The organism is Pseudomonadota bacterium (assembly GCA_039815145.1).
Lineage (GTDB): Bacteria > Pseudomonadota > Gammaproteobacteria > Steroidobacterales > JBCBZW01 > JBCBZW01.
On the sequence record JBCBZW010000015.1, the window covers coordinates 1 to 14603 of the forward strand.

The 14603-nt window shown below is 63.2% G+C and carries 14 protein-coding genes; 7 read left to right on the plus strand and 7 right to left on the minus strand.

The window, feature by feature from the left end; translation table 11 throughout:
* A partial coding sequence (locus tag AAF184_06350) for an energy transducer TonB (protein ID MEO0421935.1) occupies positions 1 to 310 on the plus strand: 310 nt, incomplete at its 5' end.
* Between the two features lie 11 nt (positions 311 to 321).
* Here the strand turns inward: AAF184_06350 and pip are convergent.
* Complete coding sequence (gene pip / locus AAF184_06355) at positions 322 to 1350, minus strand: prolyl aminopeptidase (protein MEO0421936.1); 1029 nt, start codon at positions 1348 to 1350, stop codon at positions 322 to 324.
* An 80-nt stretch (positions 1351 to 1430) separates the two neighbouring features.
* Positions 1431 to 1880 carry an Lrp/AsnC family transcriptional regulator gene (locus AAF184_06360; protein ID MEO0421937.1) on the minus strand — a complete coding sequence of 150 codons (450 nt, stop codon included), beginning with the start codon at positions 1878 to 1880 and terminating at the stop codon, positions 1431 to 1433.
* 131 nt (positions 1881 to 2011) lie between these two features.
* On the opposite strand from AAF184_06360, the gene AAF184_06365 reads away from it, so the two are divergent.
* The 3 genes from AAF184_06365 to AAF184_06375 all read left to right on the plus strand — a co-directional run bounded on the left by AAF184_06365 (position 2012) and on the right by AAF184_06375 (position 4223).
* Positions 2012 to 2863 (plus strand): PhzF family phenazine biosynthesis protein, encoded by an 852-nt coding sequence (locus tag AAF184_06365; GenBank protein MEO0421938.1) that lies wholly within the window; start codon positions 2012 to 2014, stop codon positions 2861 to 2863.
* Positions 2864 to 3685: 822 nt separating this feature from the next.
* Positions 3686 to 3940, plus strand: coding sequence for a type II toxin-antitoxin system ParD family antitoxin (locus AAF184_06370; GenBank protein MEO0421939.1), 255 nt, complete (start codon positions 3686 to 3688; stop codon positions 3938 to 3940).
* Complete coding sequence (locus tag AAF184_06375; GenBank protein MEO0421940.1) at positions 3927 to 4223, plus strand: type II toxin-antitoxin system RelE/ParE family toxin; 297 nt, start codon at positions 3927 to 3929, stop codon at positions 4221 to 4223. Before AAF184_06370 ends, AAF184_06375 begins: the two co-directional genes overlap by 14 nt.
* A gap of 488 nt (positions 4224 to 4711) precedes the next feature.
* On the opposite strand, the gene AAF184_06380 is transcribed toward AAF184_06375, so the two are convergent.
* Positions 4712 to 5212 (minus strand): hypothetical protein, encoded by a 501-nt coding sequence (locus tag AAF184_06380; protein MEO0421941.1) that lies wholly within the window; start codon positions 5210 to 5212, stop codon positions 4712 to 4714.
* Positions 5213 to 5462: 250 nt separating this feature from the next.
* Here AAF184_06380 and AAF184_06385 point away from each other — a divergent pair, with 250 nt between their 5' ends.
* Positions 5463 to 6335, plus strand: a complete 873-nt coding sequence (locus tag AAF184_06385) for a hypothetical protein (GenBank protein MEO0421942.1) — start codon at positions 5463 to 5465, stop codon at positions 6333 to 6335.
* Between the two features lie 235 nt (positions 6336 to 6570).
* On the opposite strand, the gene AAF184_06390 is transcribed toward AAF184_06385, so the two are convergent.
* From AAF184_06390 to AAF184_06400, 3 genes are read right to left on the minus strand one after another with little or no spacing between them, the layout of a single operon-like run.
* The gene (locus AAF184_06390) at positions 6571 to 8211 is read right to left on the minus strand and encodes a PepSY-associated TM helix domain-containing protein (protein ID MEO0421943.1); all 1641 of its coding nucleotides are present in this window, start codon (positions 8209 to 8211) and stop codon (positions 6571 to 6573) included.
* Positions 8212 to 8249: 38 nt separating this feature from the next.
* On the minus strand, positions 8250 to 8567 hold the full coding sequence (locus AAF184_06395; protein ID MEO0421944.1) for a hypothetical protein: 318 nt from the start codon (positions 8565 to 8567) through the stop codon (positions 8250 to 8252).
* Positions 8564 to 8917 (minus strand): hypothetical protein, encoded by a 354-nt coding sequence (locus AAF184_06400; protein ID MEO0421945.1) that lies wholly within the window; start codon positions 8915 to 8917, stop codon positions 8564 to 8566. Before AAF184_06400 ends, AAF184_06395 begins: the two co-directional genes overlap by 4 nt.
* A 333-nt stretch (positions 8918 to 9250) precedes the next feature.
* On the opposite strand from AAF184_06400, the gene AAF184_06405 reads away from it, so the two are divergent.
* Positions 9251 to 11515 carry a TonB-dependent receptor gene (locus tag AAF184_06405; GenBank protein ID MEO0421946.1) on the plus strand — a complete coding sequence of 755 codons (2265 nt, stop codon included), beginning with the start codon at positions 9251 to 9253 and terminating at the stop codon, positions 11513 to 11515.
* 119 nt (positions 11516 to 11634) lie between these two features.
* Complete coding sequence (locus tag AAF184_06410) at positions 11635 to 12057, plus strand: rhodanese-like domain-containing protein (protein ID MEO0421947.1); 423 nt, start codon at positions 11635 to 11637, stop codon at positions 12055 to 12057.
* Positions 12058 to 12126: 69 nt separating this feature from the next.
* Here the strand turns inward: AAF184_06410 and AAF184_06415 are convergent, their stop codons facing one another.
* Positions 12127 to 14523 (minus strand): TonB-dependent receptor, encoded by a 2397-nt coding sequence (locus AAF184_06415; GenBank protein MEO0421948.1) that lies wholly within the window; start codon positions 14521 to 14523, stop codon positions 12127 to 12129.
* Positions 14524 to 14603 lie beyond the last annotated feature (80 nt).

The window sequence follows — 14603 nt, forward strand, 5'->3', positions numbered from 1 at the left end:
AGACGGAACGCCCCTGCAGATCTACTCCGGCAACGACGTCTCCGTGCCCGTCGCACGCGGCTACAACAAGAATGGCTACGTGCGCCTACGCTTCGACGTGGATGCGCGGGGGATCCCCGAGGACGTCACCATCGTCGATCAACAACCGGCCTCGGGGCTCTACGGCAAGGCGTCCACCACGACGATCAGCAGCGCGCGCTACCTGGCCGCCTGTCAGGGCGGTGAGCCTTACGCGGTGAGTGGGTACGAGGAGCAGATGAACTGGGGGCTTGGTCGGGCAGGGCCGCCGCAGGTGTTGGTGTCGCCGTAGATGTAGGCGCCCTAGCCGGCGATGCGATCTGCCTCCAGCCGTAAGGCCCCGCCGATGCCCGGCTCCGAGTCGGAGTGACCATTGCCATCGACGAACCACAGGCGGCTCGAGACCCCTTGCGCCAACAGCGCCTTGTGCAGACGCCACGCAGCCGTCGGCAGACACACGTGGTCTGCTCGCCCGTGCACCATCGACACCTCGATGTCGCGCAGACTCGCCAGGTGCTCAGGGTCGAGCAGTTGCCCCTCCGACATGAAACCGCCTGCCAGCATGTAGGCCACCTCCAAGCTCGCGAAGGGAATCAGGGTGGCCGGCGTCGCAAGCGTACTGGTGATGCGCTCCTCATTGCGGATCGCCGACGATAGCGCCAGCTCGTAAGCGACAAACGCTGATGCGGCTGCATCACGAGTGTCCGGGTTGGCCAGTAGAAGGCGGTAGCCCTCGAGGAGGTCGTCGGGAGGTTCAGGCAGCTTCGGGTGCTTCAGGATGAAGTCGCGGTACGCCTCCCACACCTCCGGATAGTGCAAGGCCGTCGCGCCGTTGCGGAAGAGGTTATCCACCTCATCACGCAAGAAGGTGAAGATGCCGCGTAGGAGCAGGTGCTTCATCCGATCCGGGTGAGTCTGGGCGTAGGCCAGGGCAAGGGTGGAGCCCCAGGAGCCGCCGAGCACCAGGTGCCAGACGGACACGCCCAGGTGCTCGCGCAGCACCTCGAGATCGGCGACGAGATGGCCGGTCGTGTTGTCCGAGAGGGCGGCGTCGAAGTTCTCGGAGACGTTCGGGCGGCTCTTGCCGGCCCCGCGCTGGTCGAGGAGGACGATGCGGTAACGCGAGGGGTCGAAGAACTGGCGCACGCCGGGGCGGGTGCCGCCGCCTGGGCCGCCGTGGAGGAAGAGCGCGGGTAAGCCGTTCGGGTTACCTGAGACCTCGTAGTAGAGCTCGTGCTTGGCCGTGTCGCCGACGGTGAGGAAGCCCGTCTCGTGGGGATCGATCGGCGGGTGCAGGTCGGTGGTGGGGTGATCGGTTCGGGGGGCTTTCATCGTTTCTCCAGACGAAGTGCTCGCATCGCTTCGGATCATTGACGGCGCACAGTACCGCAAGCTGTTAGCTGCAGAAGCGCCTATTCCTTAAGTGGCGGCAGGCGATCCGCAAAGATCGAAGACTTCACGATCGACGTCGTCGTCTCGGCCCGATCGTGCATGGGCAACAGGATCTCGTCCAGCTCAGCGATATCTGCCACCACCAGTCGCGCCACGTAGCAGTCCTCGCCCGTGACCCGATCGCAAGACACGAACCTGCGCTCGCTGCTGATCATGCGTTCCACCGCCTGCAGTTGCCCACTACGTGGCTTTATCCTCACCAGGGCCTGCAGCGAATACCCGAGAGCCGCCAGGCTCACGCGCGCCGCATAGCCGTGCACCTGACCCGACTCGCGCATCCGGCGCAGCCGCTCGCCGACCGCAGGCCCCGTCAGCCCCACGGCCTTGCCGATGTCCGCCAGGCTGGCGCGCGCATCTCGCTCGAGAATCTCGATGATGGACCGGTCCATTCTGTCCAGCAGCTTCGCCATGAAAGCAAACTAGCATCGTCACCCACGATTCGAAAACCAGCCCGTGGATTTTCCATCGCATTGCATGGGACTTCGACAAGCGCGGCATCTAGGCTTTACGCCATACCCTGTATCGAGAGAGGAGAAACGCGATGGACGTGCAGAGAGTGGCCGCGTTCAGCCAAGGCACTGAGGGCGGCAATCCCGCCGGCGTGGTGCTCATGGAGCAGGCGGCAAGCGAGGCGGACATGGCGCGGGTGGCCGCAGACGTCGGCTACTCAGAGACCGCTTTCGCCTTCCCACTGGACGACGGCGGCAAGCGGTGGCGAGTGCGTTACTTCTCGCCGGAGTCGGAGGTGCCCTTCTGCGGGCATGCCACCATCGCCCTTGGCGCCGTGCTCGGCCGACGGGGAGGTGCCGGTGCGTACTCGCTGACGCTGAACAACGCGACGATCACCGTGGAGGCTGAGGGGTCGTCGGAGGAGATGTTCGCCACCCTGACCTCACCTCCTACCAGTAGCGGCGAAGCCACTTCGCAAGAGTTGCAGGCGGCACTAGGGCTGTTCTCGTTGACGACAGCCGATCTCGATCCACGCCTTGCGCCCGCGAGAATCCACGGCGGAGCGGATCACCTGCTACTGCCACTGAAGTCGCGCGATACCCTTGCGCGCATGCACTACGAGCTTGCTGAGGGTCGCGAGCTGATGCGCGCGCACGGGTGGGTGACGGTGATGCTCGTCTTCATCGAAGACGAGCGGTCGTTCGTGGCGCGCAACGCCTTTGCCTCGGGTGGTGTTCTTGAGGATCCCGCCACTGGGGCGGCGGCGGCCGCCTTCGCCGGCTATCTGCGGGACCAGGGCTGGCCCCACGGTGGGTCGTTCACGATTCGCCAGGGGGAGGACATGGGGAGCCCCTCGGTCATTCGAGTCACGCTAAGCGATGTGATAGGAAGCCCTGTAAGGGTCTCTGGTGGCGTGCGCAATATCGCCCGTCCCACCCGGTGATGCAGCGAGCAATCTTCTCAGAAGTCCGACCGCCGAGAGTATCGAGCGCAAGTAGGTAGGCATTGCGAGTTTCCCGCAAGCTGACCAGCGCGTCACTCGCAGGACCAGGAGAAAGTGGTGGGGCATCAGGGACTCGAACCCCGAACCTACTGATTAAGAGTCAGCAAGGCTCGTTCAATTTCCATCGCCCAATCAACAATTTGTATAGCAAGGCATGGGTGTGAGTTTACGAGATGCGGGAAAACGGAACAGCAACTTGCGGTTGTTGTGGGTGTGACTGCGGGGACCACCGCATGGGAGTCTCGCGCGCGCCGAGTCATTGCCGGGGCGGTCCGGAGGCAGAGTCGTCATAGGGCCGGCCGCGGGTGACCAGCTTTGCCAACTCGCATGCGAATGCTGCTGCGATGGAGCGCTTAGGAATCACTCATCACCCGCACCATCCCCCGACCGGAAACGGAAGGGTTTCGCGGGTTAGGCAGGCGACTGAGGCGCGCGTATCGTTCGCGAAGGCACTGTCACGCTGCTAGACGTTGCTCACGTCTGTGAGCGCCGCCCGATGAGAAGATTCGGTCGGTCGGGCGCGGTTCGAACTCACGACTCCCTCCCCCTCATTACGGATAAAATCCAGCCGTAATCCAATGATTTTACGGCATTATCCTTCTTGACATGTGAAAGAACCCGGTCACTCACCGCGACCACAGACCAATTACTTGCTGACTGGATATCGACCAGACTCGGGCCGGCGCACGTCGGTCAGCGGAGCGGCGTCAGGACGACTAGATTTACTACAGGGTGGTAATATCTAGTAACGGAGGGACAGCAATGCCGAAAACCACCAGTATCAATCTGGGCGATCACTTCACCGGGTTCGTTTCCGATCTGGTCGCCAAGGGCCGCTACGGCTCCGCCAGCGAGGTGGTCCGCGAAGGGCTGCGTCTCATCGAGGAGCAGGAACAGAAGCGCGAGGCGCTACGCCGCGCGCTCCTCGAAGGCGAGGAGAGCGGAACTAGCGAGCGTACGCCCAAGGAAGTCTTCCGCGGGGCACGCGAGCGGTTGAAAGCGGATGGCAAGATATAGGCTCAGTGCCCGGGCCGATGACGACCTAGATCGCCTCTACGTCTACGGCGCACTCAACTTCGGCGTAGACCAGGCTGGTCGCTACGCCGAGGGCATGATCGATGCGATCGCTCGTATCGCGGAACAGCCCTTGCTTTGGCCCGAAATCCGCGACCTTCCCGGCAACTACCGGCGCTCCGTCTTCCGAGCCCATGCGATCTACTACCGCATTGAGTCCAACGGCGACGTTCTGATCGTGCGCGTGCTAGGCAACGAGGACCTCGCCACCGCCTTTGATGAGTAGCGGCCCGGGTCACCGAAGACTGACAGGCGAAAGGCGTGCTGCTGCTAGGGCCACAGGTAGTGGTGCTCAATCGCTCCTCGGGATGTATCTCACTCCGCATCTTCGACAGATCCAGCTTTGGCGCCACTGTTCGTATTCGATACGGAAAGCCGTGCAGAGGTACCAGCCGTTCGCAATGAGGCGAACGACAACAACCAAAAGCAGGCCCCCGAGTAACCACAGCGCGATCCTAAAACGCAGGGCACGTAGAACGACCATCAGTTCCTCACCCTCGAGGATCGGCTGCGCAGCCGGATACAGCACGAAGAGCGAGACGAGCGCCAGAGCGAGCACCCACCAAGGGACAATTGGATTCGGCTCCGGCGGCGCGCACCGTCTCGACCATGCGCTGTAACTAACGCGATCTTCGATGACGCGCATGCCTTGCGCGTAGCCCACCGAGAGCTTCTGTGTGTCGTGCGACCCGCAGTTTGGACAGCTGCATGCAGTCACGGGCGTCGACCCTCAGGCAGTCGGTCGCAGGAGGTGGTTTCGAAGCTCTGGACGGCACGACGCGCATGACTCAACTCGGGCGAGCACAGAGTTCTTTGGAGCAACGCGTAGGCGACTACGTGGACGGGTACCGACTTCGGGTCCTCTGCTCGAGAGGTCGCAAGATAGTCATCAATCGTGGTGCGCAATGCGACTAGATCTAAGTCGACCGCCACATGAACCGGACCGTCGTAAACGAGGTAGGCGCAAATCTCGGCGCCACCGAAACGACTACGCCAGACCGTGCGGGCCACCGTAAGGGCTGTCAATTCGGCGACTAGGCGATCGAACTGCGCAACGTCGCGGGGATCGTCGCCAGTAGCGTTGACCTTGACGATCACACGGTTGCGGGATCGCCAAAGCAGTACTTCGTCGGGCCTTGCTCCCATGCGGCCGTAGTTGTAGACGCGGTTCGCACGACACAGCAGACGCGGATTGTCATCGATTCTGTGAGCCATCGTTGATCTCCAAGCTTGAGCACCTGGTCTCACGATGACACCGATCAGCGCCCCGACAAGTCGCTGACCTAAGCATAATCCTTGCTACTTCACCGACTCGGCCAAAATCAGCAAATGAGACCGCCTAAGTAAGTCATCGAGCGTACTTACACCGAGCGAGAACGCGTGCGAGCTTCGCCCAAGACCCGGGGTCGAGATCGATCTTGGCGAAGGGCGCATCGATGTCGCGGTTCCCGTTGCCGAGCCCGAGGTGAACTTCTCAGAGATCAACCGCGAGGAGGTTGAACAGATCACCGGTGGCTTGAGCTACGACTTGCGCTGGCAGGGAGTCGGTCAGCTCAACCTGGGGGTACAAGCCACCGACTACGAGCGCGTCCTGAACGACCCCGACGATGGTCCCGTCACCTCCGAAGCCGACCGGATGCTCTACAACGCCACCGGTGCCATCGAGCTACGCCCTTGGCTGGTGGCCTACGGAGGCGTGGTGACCGGCTTCGAGGAAAGCCCCACAGCGCCAGCGATCGCCCTCAAGCGCAACGAGGCACCGCCCGCGATCGAGACACGCCAGGCCGATGCGGGGCTGCGCGCCCGGATAGGTCCGCTTACCGCCGTGGCTGGCGTCTTCTCCACCGAAAAGCCGTTCTTCGGCCTGAGTACCGAGCGACTGTTCATCGAACGAGGCACCGTGACCAATCGAGGTGTGGAGCTGTCGCTCGCCGGTCTCGTGACGCCCGAACTGCAGATGGTCATCGGTACACTCCTGCTGGATGCCACGCTGACGGGCGATGCGGTGGACGAGGGGAAGCTCTCCTCCAACCCCATCGGCGTCGTGCGCCGCGTCACCACCGTTGATCTTGACTATCGACCCCGTTGGGCGACCGGATGGTCCTTCGACATGAACGTGTTCAGTCGCGGCCTCGAGGACGGCGACGAGCTAGACCAGCCGCGCATCCTCGAACGCACCTTCGTAAACCTTGGGTTTCGCCGGCAGTTCAACTTGGATGAACGCACGCTGGTGTTGCGCGGCCGCGTGAGTAACCTGTTCGATGTGTTCGGTTGGAGCGTCAGCGGGAACGGGGCGTTTGCCTTTGAGGGGCCGCGTGCTTTTTCACGCCTTCGCTGAGAGCAGACTTCTAGTAACCCACGCTTTCGTAAGCTCATCGGCGGCAGGACGGGGAAACGATGGGGCCGGGTAGGACCAACGCGGCTCTTGGCAAGTGCAGCGCATGCTGACCGCCAGAATACCGCGCGACTACCCAGTCCACGGCGAGCCTCTACAAGCCCGCCTGCGAGCAGCGCCGCGCCCGCCCCATCGCGTCTTGGGACGCCATCGGGCCCGCTCGGGTGCCGCGAAGTCCTCAGTCAGCCTTCGAGCGTGCGGCGGTAACGGGAATCGCAGGTTGGCTCGCCGACGGCGCCTGCGGTTCGCGCGCCTTGCTAGCGCGTCGCTCGCGCCGTTTAGGCCGTGTGCCAGGGAGCTTGATGGTGATTGCGAGAAAGAGCGCCCCGAGGAGTAAGAAGGTCAAGTCCGTAGCATCCGTCACCGCATGACCGCTGTTCAACACCCCCGTGATACCGCCAGCGGTCACCGCGTTGAGCAGCGGCAGGCCCATAAGCCCCGCAGCTCCGACACCCATCAGGTGGCGCGTGGAGGCGTAGGTGTTAGGGCGGGTAAACGCGTACCCGATCGCCAGGAACCAGACGGCGAAGTAGGTCCAGCCGGTCGCCGACAGTCGGGCCGCTTCTGACCCCGTGTAGAGTTTGTCGAGATAGAAGACAGACACCGTGGCGACGGTAAGTCCCATGGTCACGCCCACGGTCAGCTTGCTCAACACCCCGTAGTACGCCGCCGAGCGCTTACCCTCGCGCCCGTGCAGGCGCCGCTCGATCCACATGATGTTGCCGAGCGCCGTAATCACGCAGAGCGACAGCCCCATCGCCAGGTACAGGAACTTTAGCGAGATGCCACCGTAGGTGCCGTAGTGAAGGGGTGCCATCGCCGAGTAGGCGCGGAACGGGACGGAACGATCATCGGTCGCCACCGAGGGCACTCGCTCACCGGTCACCGCGCTCAGCAGCACGGGCTCGGTGATAAGCAGCTCCGTGTCCGCTGGGTATTGCAGCTGATAGGTGGCGTTGTCGTTGCCGTAATTCGCGACGATCACGGTTTCGGGACGCATCCCGTTCACCGGGTCGATGCGATCGAACATGTCATCTACCGGCAGCATCTCGGCCGCCACGCCGCTCGGTGGGGTTTGCCCGAGGCCCATCACCTCGATGAGCGTCTCCGTATCGCCCTTCACCACCATGAAGGCGATAATCGGCCCGACCAAGGTGACGATGCCGAGCATGGCGCCGGTAAAGGCTATGGTCGCGTAGAAGGGAAGCCCCCACAGGCCCGCTACTTTGTGCGTGTCCTGCCAGATCAATCGCACCTGACGCTGGAAGCGCATGGCGAAGAACTCTTGCAGGATCTTGCTGTGGGTGATGACGCCGCTCACGATCGACAGGAGCAGCATGATGCCCGCAAGCCCTACTAGAAAGCGGCCGATCTGTCGGCCACCGAGGGAGTCGGGCCACATCAAATCGCGGTGGAAGTCCAGCAGCCAGGTGGCCAAGCCCTCGCCCCGCTCGGGAAGTGCCTCGCCCGTCTCAGCATTCCAACGGCGTTCGACCTGCACCTGCTCCCCCTCGGCGTCCTGAGCCGTCAGGAAAGCGTGGTAGTAGGGCTCGTACTCGCTCGGATACCCGATGCTCGTGAATTGGACACGGCCCCCCTCCGGCGTGTTGGCCTCGAGGAACGCCTGGTACTGCTCACCGATGGCGATCGGGTCTGCCGGCACGTCCAGACGTTGGGCGGGGTCAGCCCAGGCGAGGATTTCATCTCGCGCGAAGAGGGCGACACAACCGGTGAACGACACAACGAACACGAATAGACCGAGCGTGATGCCGGTCCAGGAGTGTAGGTCAAAGACGCGAAGGTGACGGGCGCGATCCATGGAAGTCTCCGCAGGTCAGCTGGTTGAGGACTGGGCGCTCACGCAGGCGCGCCAGTGAGAACCACCACACCGGCGCTCACCACGCTCAAGCCGATCACGGCGAGCGTGGGACGCCAGCGGCTTCGATCCCAGTAGAGCCAGAACTGCAGGCCCACCCACAGCACAGGCATCGTTAAAGCGAAGGAAAAGACGCGGCCGCGGAACTCCCCAGGAAACACTTTCATTAGCGCAGCCGAGATCAGCATGGTGCCGACGAAGGTCCAGATCAACGCACTTGTCAGGCGAGGCGCTTTCCAGGTGGCGACGCCGAGCCCCAGGAGCACAGCCGCAAGGATGCCCAGTACTACTGGACTCATGAGGTGACTCCCGACGCGTCCAGCACCGACCAAGCCAGCAGGACGGCCACGATACCGGAGCTCGCAACGCCCGTGAGTATGTGTCGCCTGGGGGCCACGGCTGTCACGAGCAGACTGATGATGCCCGCGAGCGAAAGCAAGACTAGCCAGAGCGGGATCGCCCTCTCGAGCCCTGCGGTGGTGGACATCAGGGCGAGCGGGATGAGCAGCAACACTAAGCTCGCCCACCGCATCGCCTGCTGCAGCGGCACGTTGCTCTTCAGCGGTGCCAACTGGCTGCGCTTGGGATTGGCGTGGAAAAGTCCTACGCAGGCGAGGTAGAGCAGGCAGGCGCTCAGGGCAACAACCATCGTCGATCGTCTCAAGTTCTGGGGCCGGCACCTAGGCGACGGCAGGTGGAAATAGCGGGCTGAGCCTAGAGCAAACCCCTATGTGCAACAACATATCAACCGGGCCAGCTCGGACTGCCGATCTCTTCCTGGTGCGAAGACTTCGCTAGCGCGACACGGTACTTGCGCAACAGCCTGCCAGCGTCCAGAAACCCGCCCACGGCGCACCGCAATTGTGTCATGTCAGTGCTGCAATGCAAACACGAATGATTTACACTCGCGCGCCGCTAGGGGTGTTGGACGGCGTCTAGCTCCCCGCCCAACCGTCTATGTCTACACTTCAAGGAACACCAGATGCGGCACCCCGTTCTCCGCGCCCCCCTGGCCGCAACCCTACTGGCCTGTGCGACCTACAGCTACGGACAAAGCCCGGACCTCGAGGAGGTCATCGTCACGGGCACGAAATCGGATAAGACGCTGCAGGAGACGTCGATCTCCGTAGAGCTTTACGACGAAACCCGAATCGACCGCAACGTAGCATTCAGCCTCGAAGACCTCTACGCACGCACGCCGAACGTCTCCTCCTTCGCTGGCGGCAGCGCCGGGGACATTTCCATCCGCGGCGTCGGCCGCAACGGCGTTGGTGGCGCGGGCACGGGCGTCACCTCCAACATCTATGTCGACGGCTCGCCCCTCAGCTTCGTTGGCACGGCCGGCATCAACAGCCTCTGGGACATCGCGTCGGTGGAGATCCTGCGCGGCCCGCAATCCACGCTGCAGGGGCGCAACTCCCTCGCTGGCGCCGTCGTCGTGAACACCAAGGACCCGACCTACGACTGGGAGTACGCCGCCCGCCTGCGCTACGGCAACCTGAACGAGCGCCAGTTCTCCGGTGCCATCTCCGGCCCCCTGATCGACAACCAGCTGGCCTTCCGCCTGACCGCGGACTTCCAAGGCATCGACGGCGAGCCGGACAATTTCTTCACCGGCGAGCCGGCCCAGATTCGCGAGGGCCTAAGCTTGCGCGGCAAGCTGCTCATCGAGCCGAACGCGCTCTCCGGCCTGCGCGTCGAGCTGATCACCGACTACATCGAGACGGACAACGGCGACTTCGCCAACTTCGGCATCCCCTTCCCCGCCGACGATCCCCAGTTCGATGACTTCGACTTCGCGGACGAAGACAGCTTCACCGCCCCGGATGTCTCCACCCGGGAGGCCCTACGCTTCGTCGGTGACATCCGCTACGAGATCAACAACACCTTCGACATCGTGGCGATCACCACCTACGAGGACTCGACCAGCGAGGGGACCTTTGGCGATCCCGCGGCACCTGGTCAGTTCCCCAACGGCACCGATAGCTCGAACATGCAGTCCAACGAGATCTTCTCCCAGGAGCTGCGCCTGAACTTCAGCGCCGGCAAGTTCTCAGGTTGGGTCGGCGCCTACTACTACGACGATACGCTCGAGTCTGAAACGCTCTCGAGCCTGCTGGTCGCGAACGCAGCGTTCCCGGCTCCGGTCGATCCCCCGGATTCGATCGGCATTCTGACCCTGACCAACAACTCCGCGACAACCAACTTCGCCGCCTTTGCTCAGCTCGCCTACGACGCGAATGAGCGGTGGTCCTTCGAGGTCGGCGCGCGCTACGACGATGAGGACTTCGAGACCACGGGCTTCCTCGTGCGCGGCCGCGCCGAGCCCGAGACCTGCACCGTCTTCATCCCGGACCCGATTCCCTGCGTGGCCCTGCTGCCGCCGCCCAACCTCGATCCGCTCCAGGAGGCTAGCTTCAGCGCCTTCTTGCCGCGCGTGGGGGTGACGTACAACATCGACGATTTGCGCTCCCTGTCCTTTGGCGTGCAGCGCGGCTACCGCGCGGGCGGCGCCTTCCTGCGCGTCGCCCCTGACGAAACAGAGCTCGGCAGCTTCGACGCCGAGTTTCTCACCAACTACGAGCTCGCCCTGCGCGCCGAGTGGTTCAACCGGCGCCTGACCACCAACGTCAACCTGTTCTACGCCGACTGGGAAGACCAGCAGCTCACCATACCGGGCCCGTCTAACACCCCGCTGGACACGCTCACGGTGAACGCCGGGAGGTCTGAGATCTACGGCTTCGAGATCGCGGCCTTCGGCACGATCACCGACCGCATCGACGGGTTTGCCACCATCGGCTACCTGAACACCGAGTTCACAGACTTCCCCTTCGCCATCTCGCCCCCGGCCGCAGCGGGCAACCCCTTCGAGAACCTCGCCGGCAACGAATTCCCCCTCGCCCCGGACTGGCAGATCTCGGCAGGTTTGAGCGCGGACATCACCTCTCGCGTGTTCACGGACGTCAACGTCAACTACACCGCCGGCCAGTTCTCCGACCTCACCAATCTACCGCTCAACGAAGTGGACGGCACGGTGCTGATGAACGCGCGCCTCGGCTATCGGGCGGATCGCATCGAGGTGTTCGGCTACGTCGACAACCTGCTCGATCAGCGCCGCATCACCAGCAACAACAGCGCGAGCGTCGACACGGGCACGGGTAACGAGCAGCTGTTTTTCGTCGGCACATCGGTGGTGAACATCAATCGGCCGCGTCGCTTTGGCATCGCGGCCAGCTTCCGCTTCTAGCGCGGCTGGCATAGTTGGCGGGACCGTTGATGGTCCCGCCAGCACCGCGCAACTCACCACGATAGCGGAGCGTGCGCGCCCTGCGATAGGCTCGAAGTCCCCTTTCTCGAGGAACCATCATGACGTGCGCAAGCTTGCCTAAGGGATCGATAGTACTACTGGCCCTAGCCCTGGCACTCGGCGCATGCGTCGACGGAGGAGCCGGCGACGAGGCCTCGATCCCGCAGGTCGCCGCCAGCGACGTCACCCTCTCCACGCCCGACGTCGTCGTCCTCGACGTGCGCACGGCCGCCGAATTCGCCGAGGGCCACGTGCCCGGCGCCATCAACATCGACGTGCAGGGCAAGGGCTTCGACAGCCTGGTAGGCAAACTCGACCGCTCCAAGACCTACGTGGTGCACTGTGCCGCCAACGTCGAGAACGGCCGCAGCGCAAAGGCCCTCGCCACAATGGCCGACCTTGGCTTCGACCACCTGCAGAGTCTTCGGGGCGGGTTCGTTGCGTGGACCGAATCTGGGAGTCCTGTCAGCACCACACCCTAAGCCTGTGACTCAGCATGCCGGCGCGAGCCAACCGGCCGCAGGCGCTCCGGCGAATTCAGTTTCACGGCCTCATAACTGACCGTTGATGGTTACGAAGAGTGCTCTTGGCTGGGCGAACTGGAGCCCCCCGGAAGGTCCGGAAAACCCGAGGTCGGACAGATACCTCTCATCGCTCAAATTCAAGCCGTTCAAGGTGATCGACAGCTTGTTATTGAAGGGGTAGGAGACCGTCGCATCAAACAGCGTGTAGCTGTCGACGGGCACGGGGAAGCGCTCGTTGATCAACCGCTCCCCCTCGAAGCGGATCCCGCCGCCGATGGTCAGCCCTCGAGCTGGTCCCTCCTGAAACGCGTAGCTCGCGAAAAGGTAGGCATTGTGCCGCGGCACACGTCCGAGCCGCTGGCCGATTGGCAGTTCATTGTCTTCGGTCACCTCTGCGTCGACGTAGCCGTAATTGGCGGTTAGCGTGATCGCCGGCGTAGGCTTCGCCCGCGCACTGAGTTCGATGCCGCGGTTGCGCTGCTCGCCGACCGTCACCACGAAGAACTCGCCGGGGCCATTGTCAGGGTCCGCCGTAGCCACGTTTTGGCGGGTGATGCTGAACAGTGCAGCATCTATCGAGAGACGCCCACCGTAGAAGCTCGCCTTGGCCCCCACCTCGAAGTTCTCCGCCGTCTCCGGCGCCGCCGGGCCCTCACGGGTTTGGCTGAAGAGTTGCGGGATGAAGGACTGCGCATAGCTGAAGTACACGTTCGCGTCGTCGACGACCTCGTAGGAGACCCCACCGCGGAACGTTAGATCATCGTAATCCTGTTCGACCGCATTACCCTCCGCCAGCCCGTCCGCCGTGTCATACCGTAGACCTAAGGGTATCGTCAGTCTATCCGTCGGCCGCAAGATCGCCTCCGCGAACAGGGAGTAGATGTTGACGTCGAGATCATCCATCAGACTGAAGGTGATATCGCTAAGGTCAACTTCAGGATACTCGATTGCTTCGGGATCATTGATGTCGACCCGCACCGGGTAGGCGTAGTAGTCGTAAACGAAATCGTAAGCGGAAGTCTCATTGCGGAAGGCCGCGCCGATCACGAAATCGTGCTCACGCTGGAACAGGCGCATCGAGCCACTGAGCGTGGCCTCTGCACTGAGCACATCCTGGTCGACTTCGAGACCTATTGGGGCGTATACGTACGCGTATGGGTAAGCGAAGGGTATCCCGCCCGTGTATCCGAACTCGCTGTAGCCGCCGTAGTTGTAGCCGCCCGCGTAGCTGCGCTCCTCGGACTCGTTGCTGCCGAAACCACCGCGCATCGTGAGCGTCAGACCATCGAGGAACTCGTGCTGTAGCTGGGCATCCGCCTGCAGGATCCGATTCACGCCCTCCGCTTCAGACCCGAGGTAGGTGCTGGGAGTGAGGGAGTCGGGGAGCGTCCCATCTTCGAACAGGGGAAAACCGGCAAGTGGCACGCTGTCGGACTCGAGATAGCTCGCACTGGCGGTGATGTACGTGCGCCGACCGAGATCCGCTTCGATCACAGGACGCACCACAAAGAACGCTCGTTCGGCCTCGTCCTGCGGAGCGTTGGAGTTCTCGTACGCAAAGGTGAGACGTCCGCGCACGTCATCGTTGCCGAACAGTGCGCCCTCGTTCAGGTCCACTTCGCCGCGGAACGTATCGAAGCTGCCACCTCGAAGCTTGAAGGCTACGCGGTCCTCCGCCAGGGGCTGCTTCAACACCTGATTGATCACCCCGCCCGGCCGCACGGGGCCGAGTTCGATCGACGTCGCGCCCTTGAGCACTTCGATCCGCTCAATGACCGAGTCATCCACATAGATCCCCACGTCAGGATCCTGGGACGGCCGGTTGTTGATGAGCAGGGTCGCGGGAAACCCCCGGGTGAAGAAGTTGGCGACGAAGACGTTCGGACGCGAACGTGACTGGGTGACGTTGGCAAGGGTGGTCACCTGCTGAATCGGATCGATGAAGCCGGTTCGGCTCAGGTCTTCGCGATCGAGAACATCGAGGGTGAAGGGGTACTCCCGCGGATCGACGCGCAAGCGGCTGATCAACGACTGCTGAAAGCGCGTCCCCACCACGACGAGTTCCTCCACCTCGCGCGGCGGTGGAGATACGCGCGTCTGCTCGCGCAGAGTATCGGGAGAGTCGGGACGCGGCGGCGATGCTACGGTGCCTGCCTCAACAAGAATCGAGCCGTCGTTGAGCTCGCGGGCGCTCAGCCCGGTGTCCATGAGAAGCTGGCTCACCGCCTGCAGGGCGCTGAGCTGCGCCGTCACGGCCGGTGCCCGCAACCCCGCGACCAAGTCCTGTCGGGCCACCACGCTGATGTCGTAGACCTCCCCGATCTGCACCAGCGCCCGGTCGAGGGACTGCGCGGGTAGTGTCAGCGGCCTTTGCGCGCCATCCGCCATGGTCAAGTTGGCGGTCATGGCGATGGCTAGCGCCACGGCTGTGGCGATCGAATCGCGCCTGATGTTCGACGGTATCGTCACACTGGTACCCCATGCAGAGAAATCCATTCAGGGGT

Coding starts and splice junctions, on each gene's coding strand:
- pip (MEO0421936.1), bottom strand. CDS start 1,350: ATGAAAGCCCCCCGAACCGATCACCCCACCACCGACCTGCACCCGCCG.
- AAF184_06360 (MEO0421937.1), bottom strand. CDS start 1,880: ATGGCGAAGCTGCTGGACAGAATGGACCGGTCCATCATCGAGATTCTC.
- AAF184_06365 (MEO0421938.1), top strand. CDS start 2,012: ATGGACGTGCAGAGAGTGGCCGCGTTCAGCCAAGGCACTGAGGGCGGC.
- AAF184_06370 (MEO0421939.1), top strand. CDS start 3,686: ATGCCGAAAACCACCAGTATCAATCTGGGCGATCACTTCACCGGGTTC.
- AAF184_06375 (MEO0421940.1), top strand. CDS start 3,927: ATGGCAAGATATAGGCTCAGTGCCCGGGCCGATGACGACCTAGATCGC.
- AAF184_06380 (MEO0421941.1), bottom strand. CDS start 5,212: ATGGCTCACAGAATCGATGACAATCCGCGTCTGCTGTGTCGTGCGAAC.
- AAF184_06390 (MEO0421943.1), bottom strand. CDS start 8,211: ATGGATCGCGCCCGTCACCTTCGCGTCTTTGACCTACACTCCTGGACC.
- AAF184_06395 (MEO0421944.1), bottom strand. CDS start 8,567: ATGAGTCCAGTAGTACTGGGCATCCTTGCGGCTGTGCTCCTGGGGCTC.
- AAF184_06400 (MEO0421945.1), bottom strand. CDS start 8,917: ATGGTTGTTGCCCTGAGCGCCTGCCTGCTCTACCTCGCCTGCGTAGGA.
- AAF184_06405 (MEO0421946.1), top strand. CDS start 9,251: ATGCGGCACCCCGTTCTCCGCGCCCCCCTGGCCGCAACCCTACTGGCC.
- AAF184_06410 (MEO0421947.1), top strand. CDS start 11,635: ATGACGTGCGCAAGCTTGCCTAAGGGATCGATAGTACTACTGGCCCTA.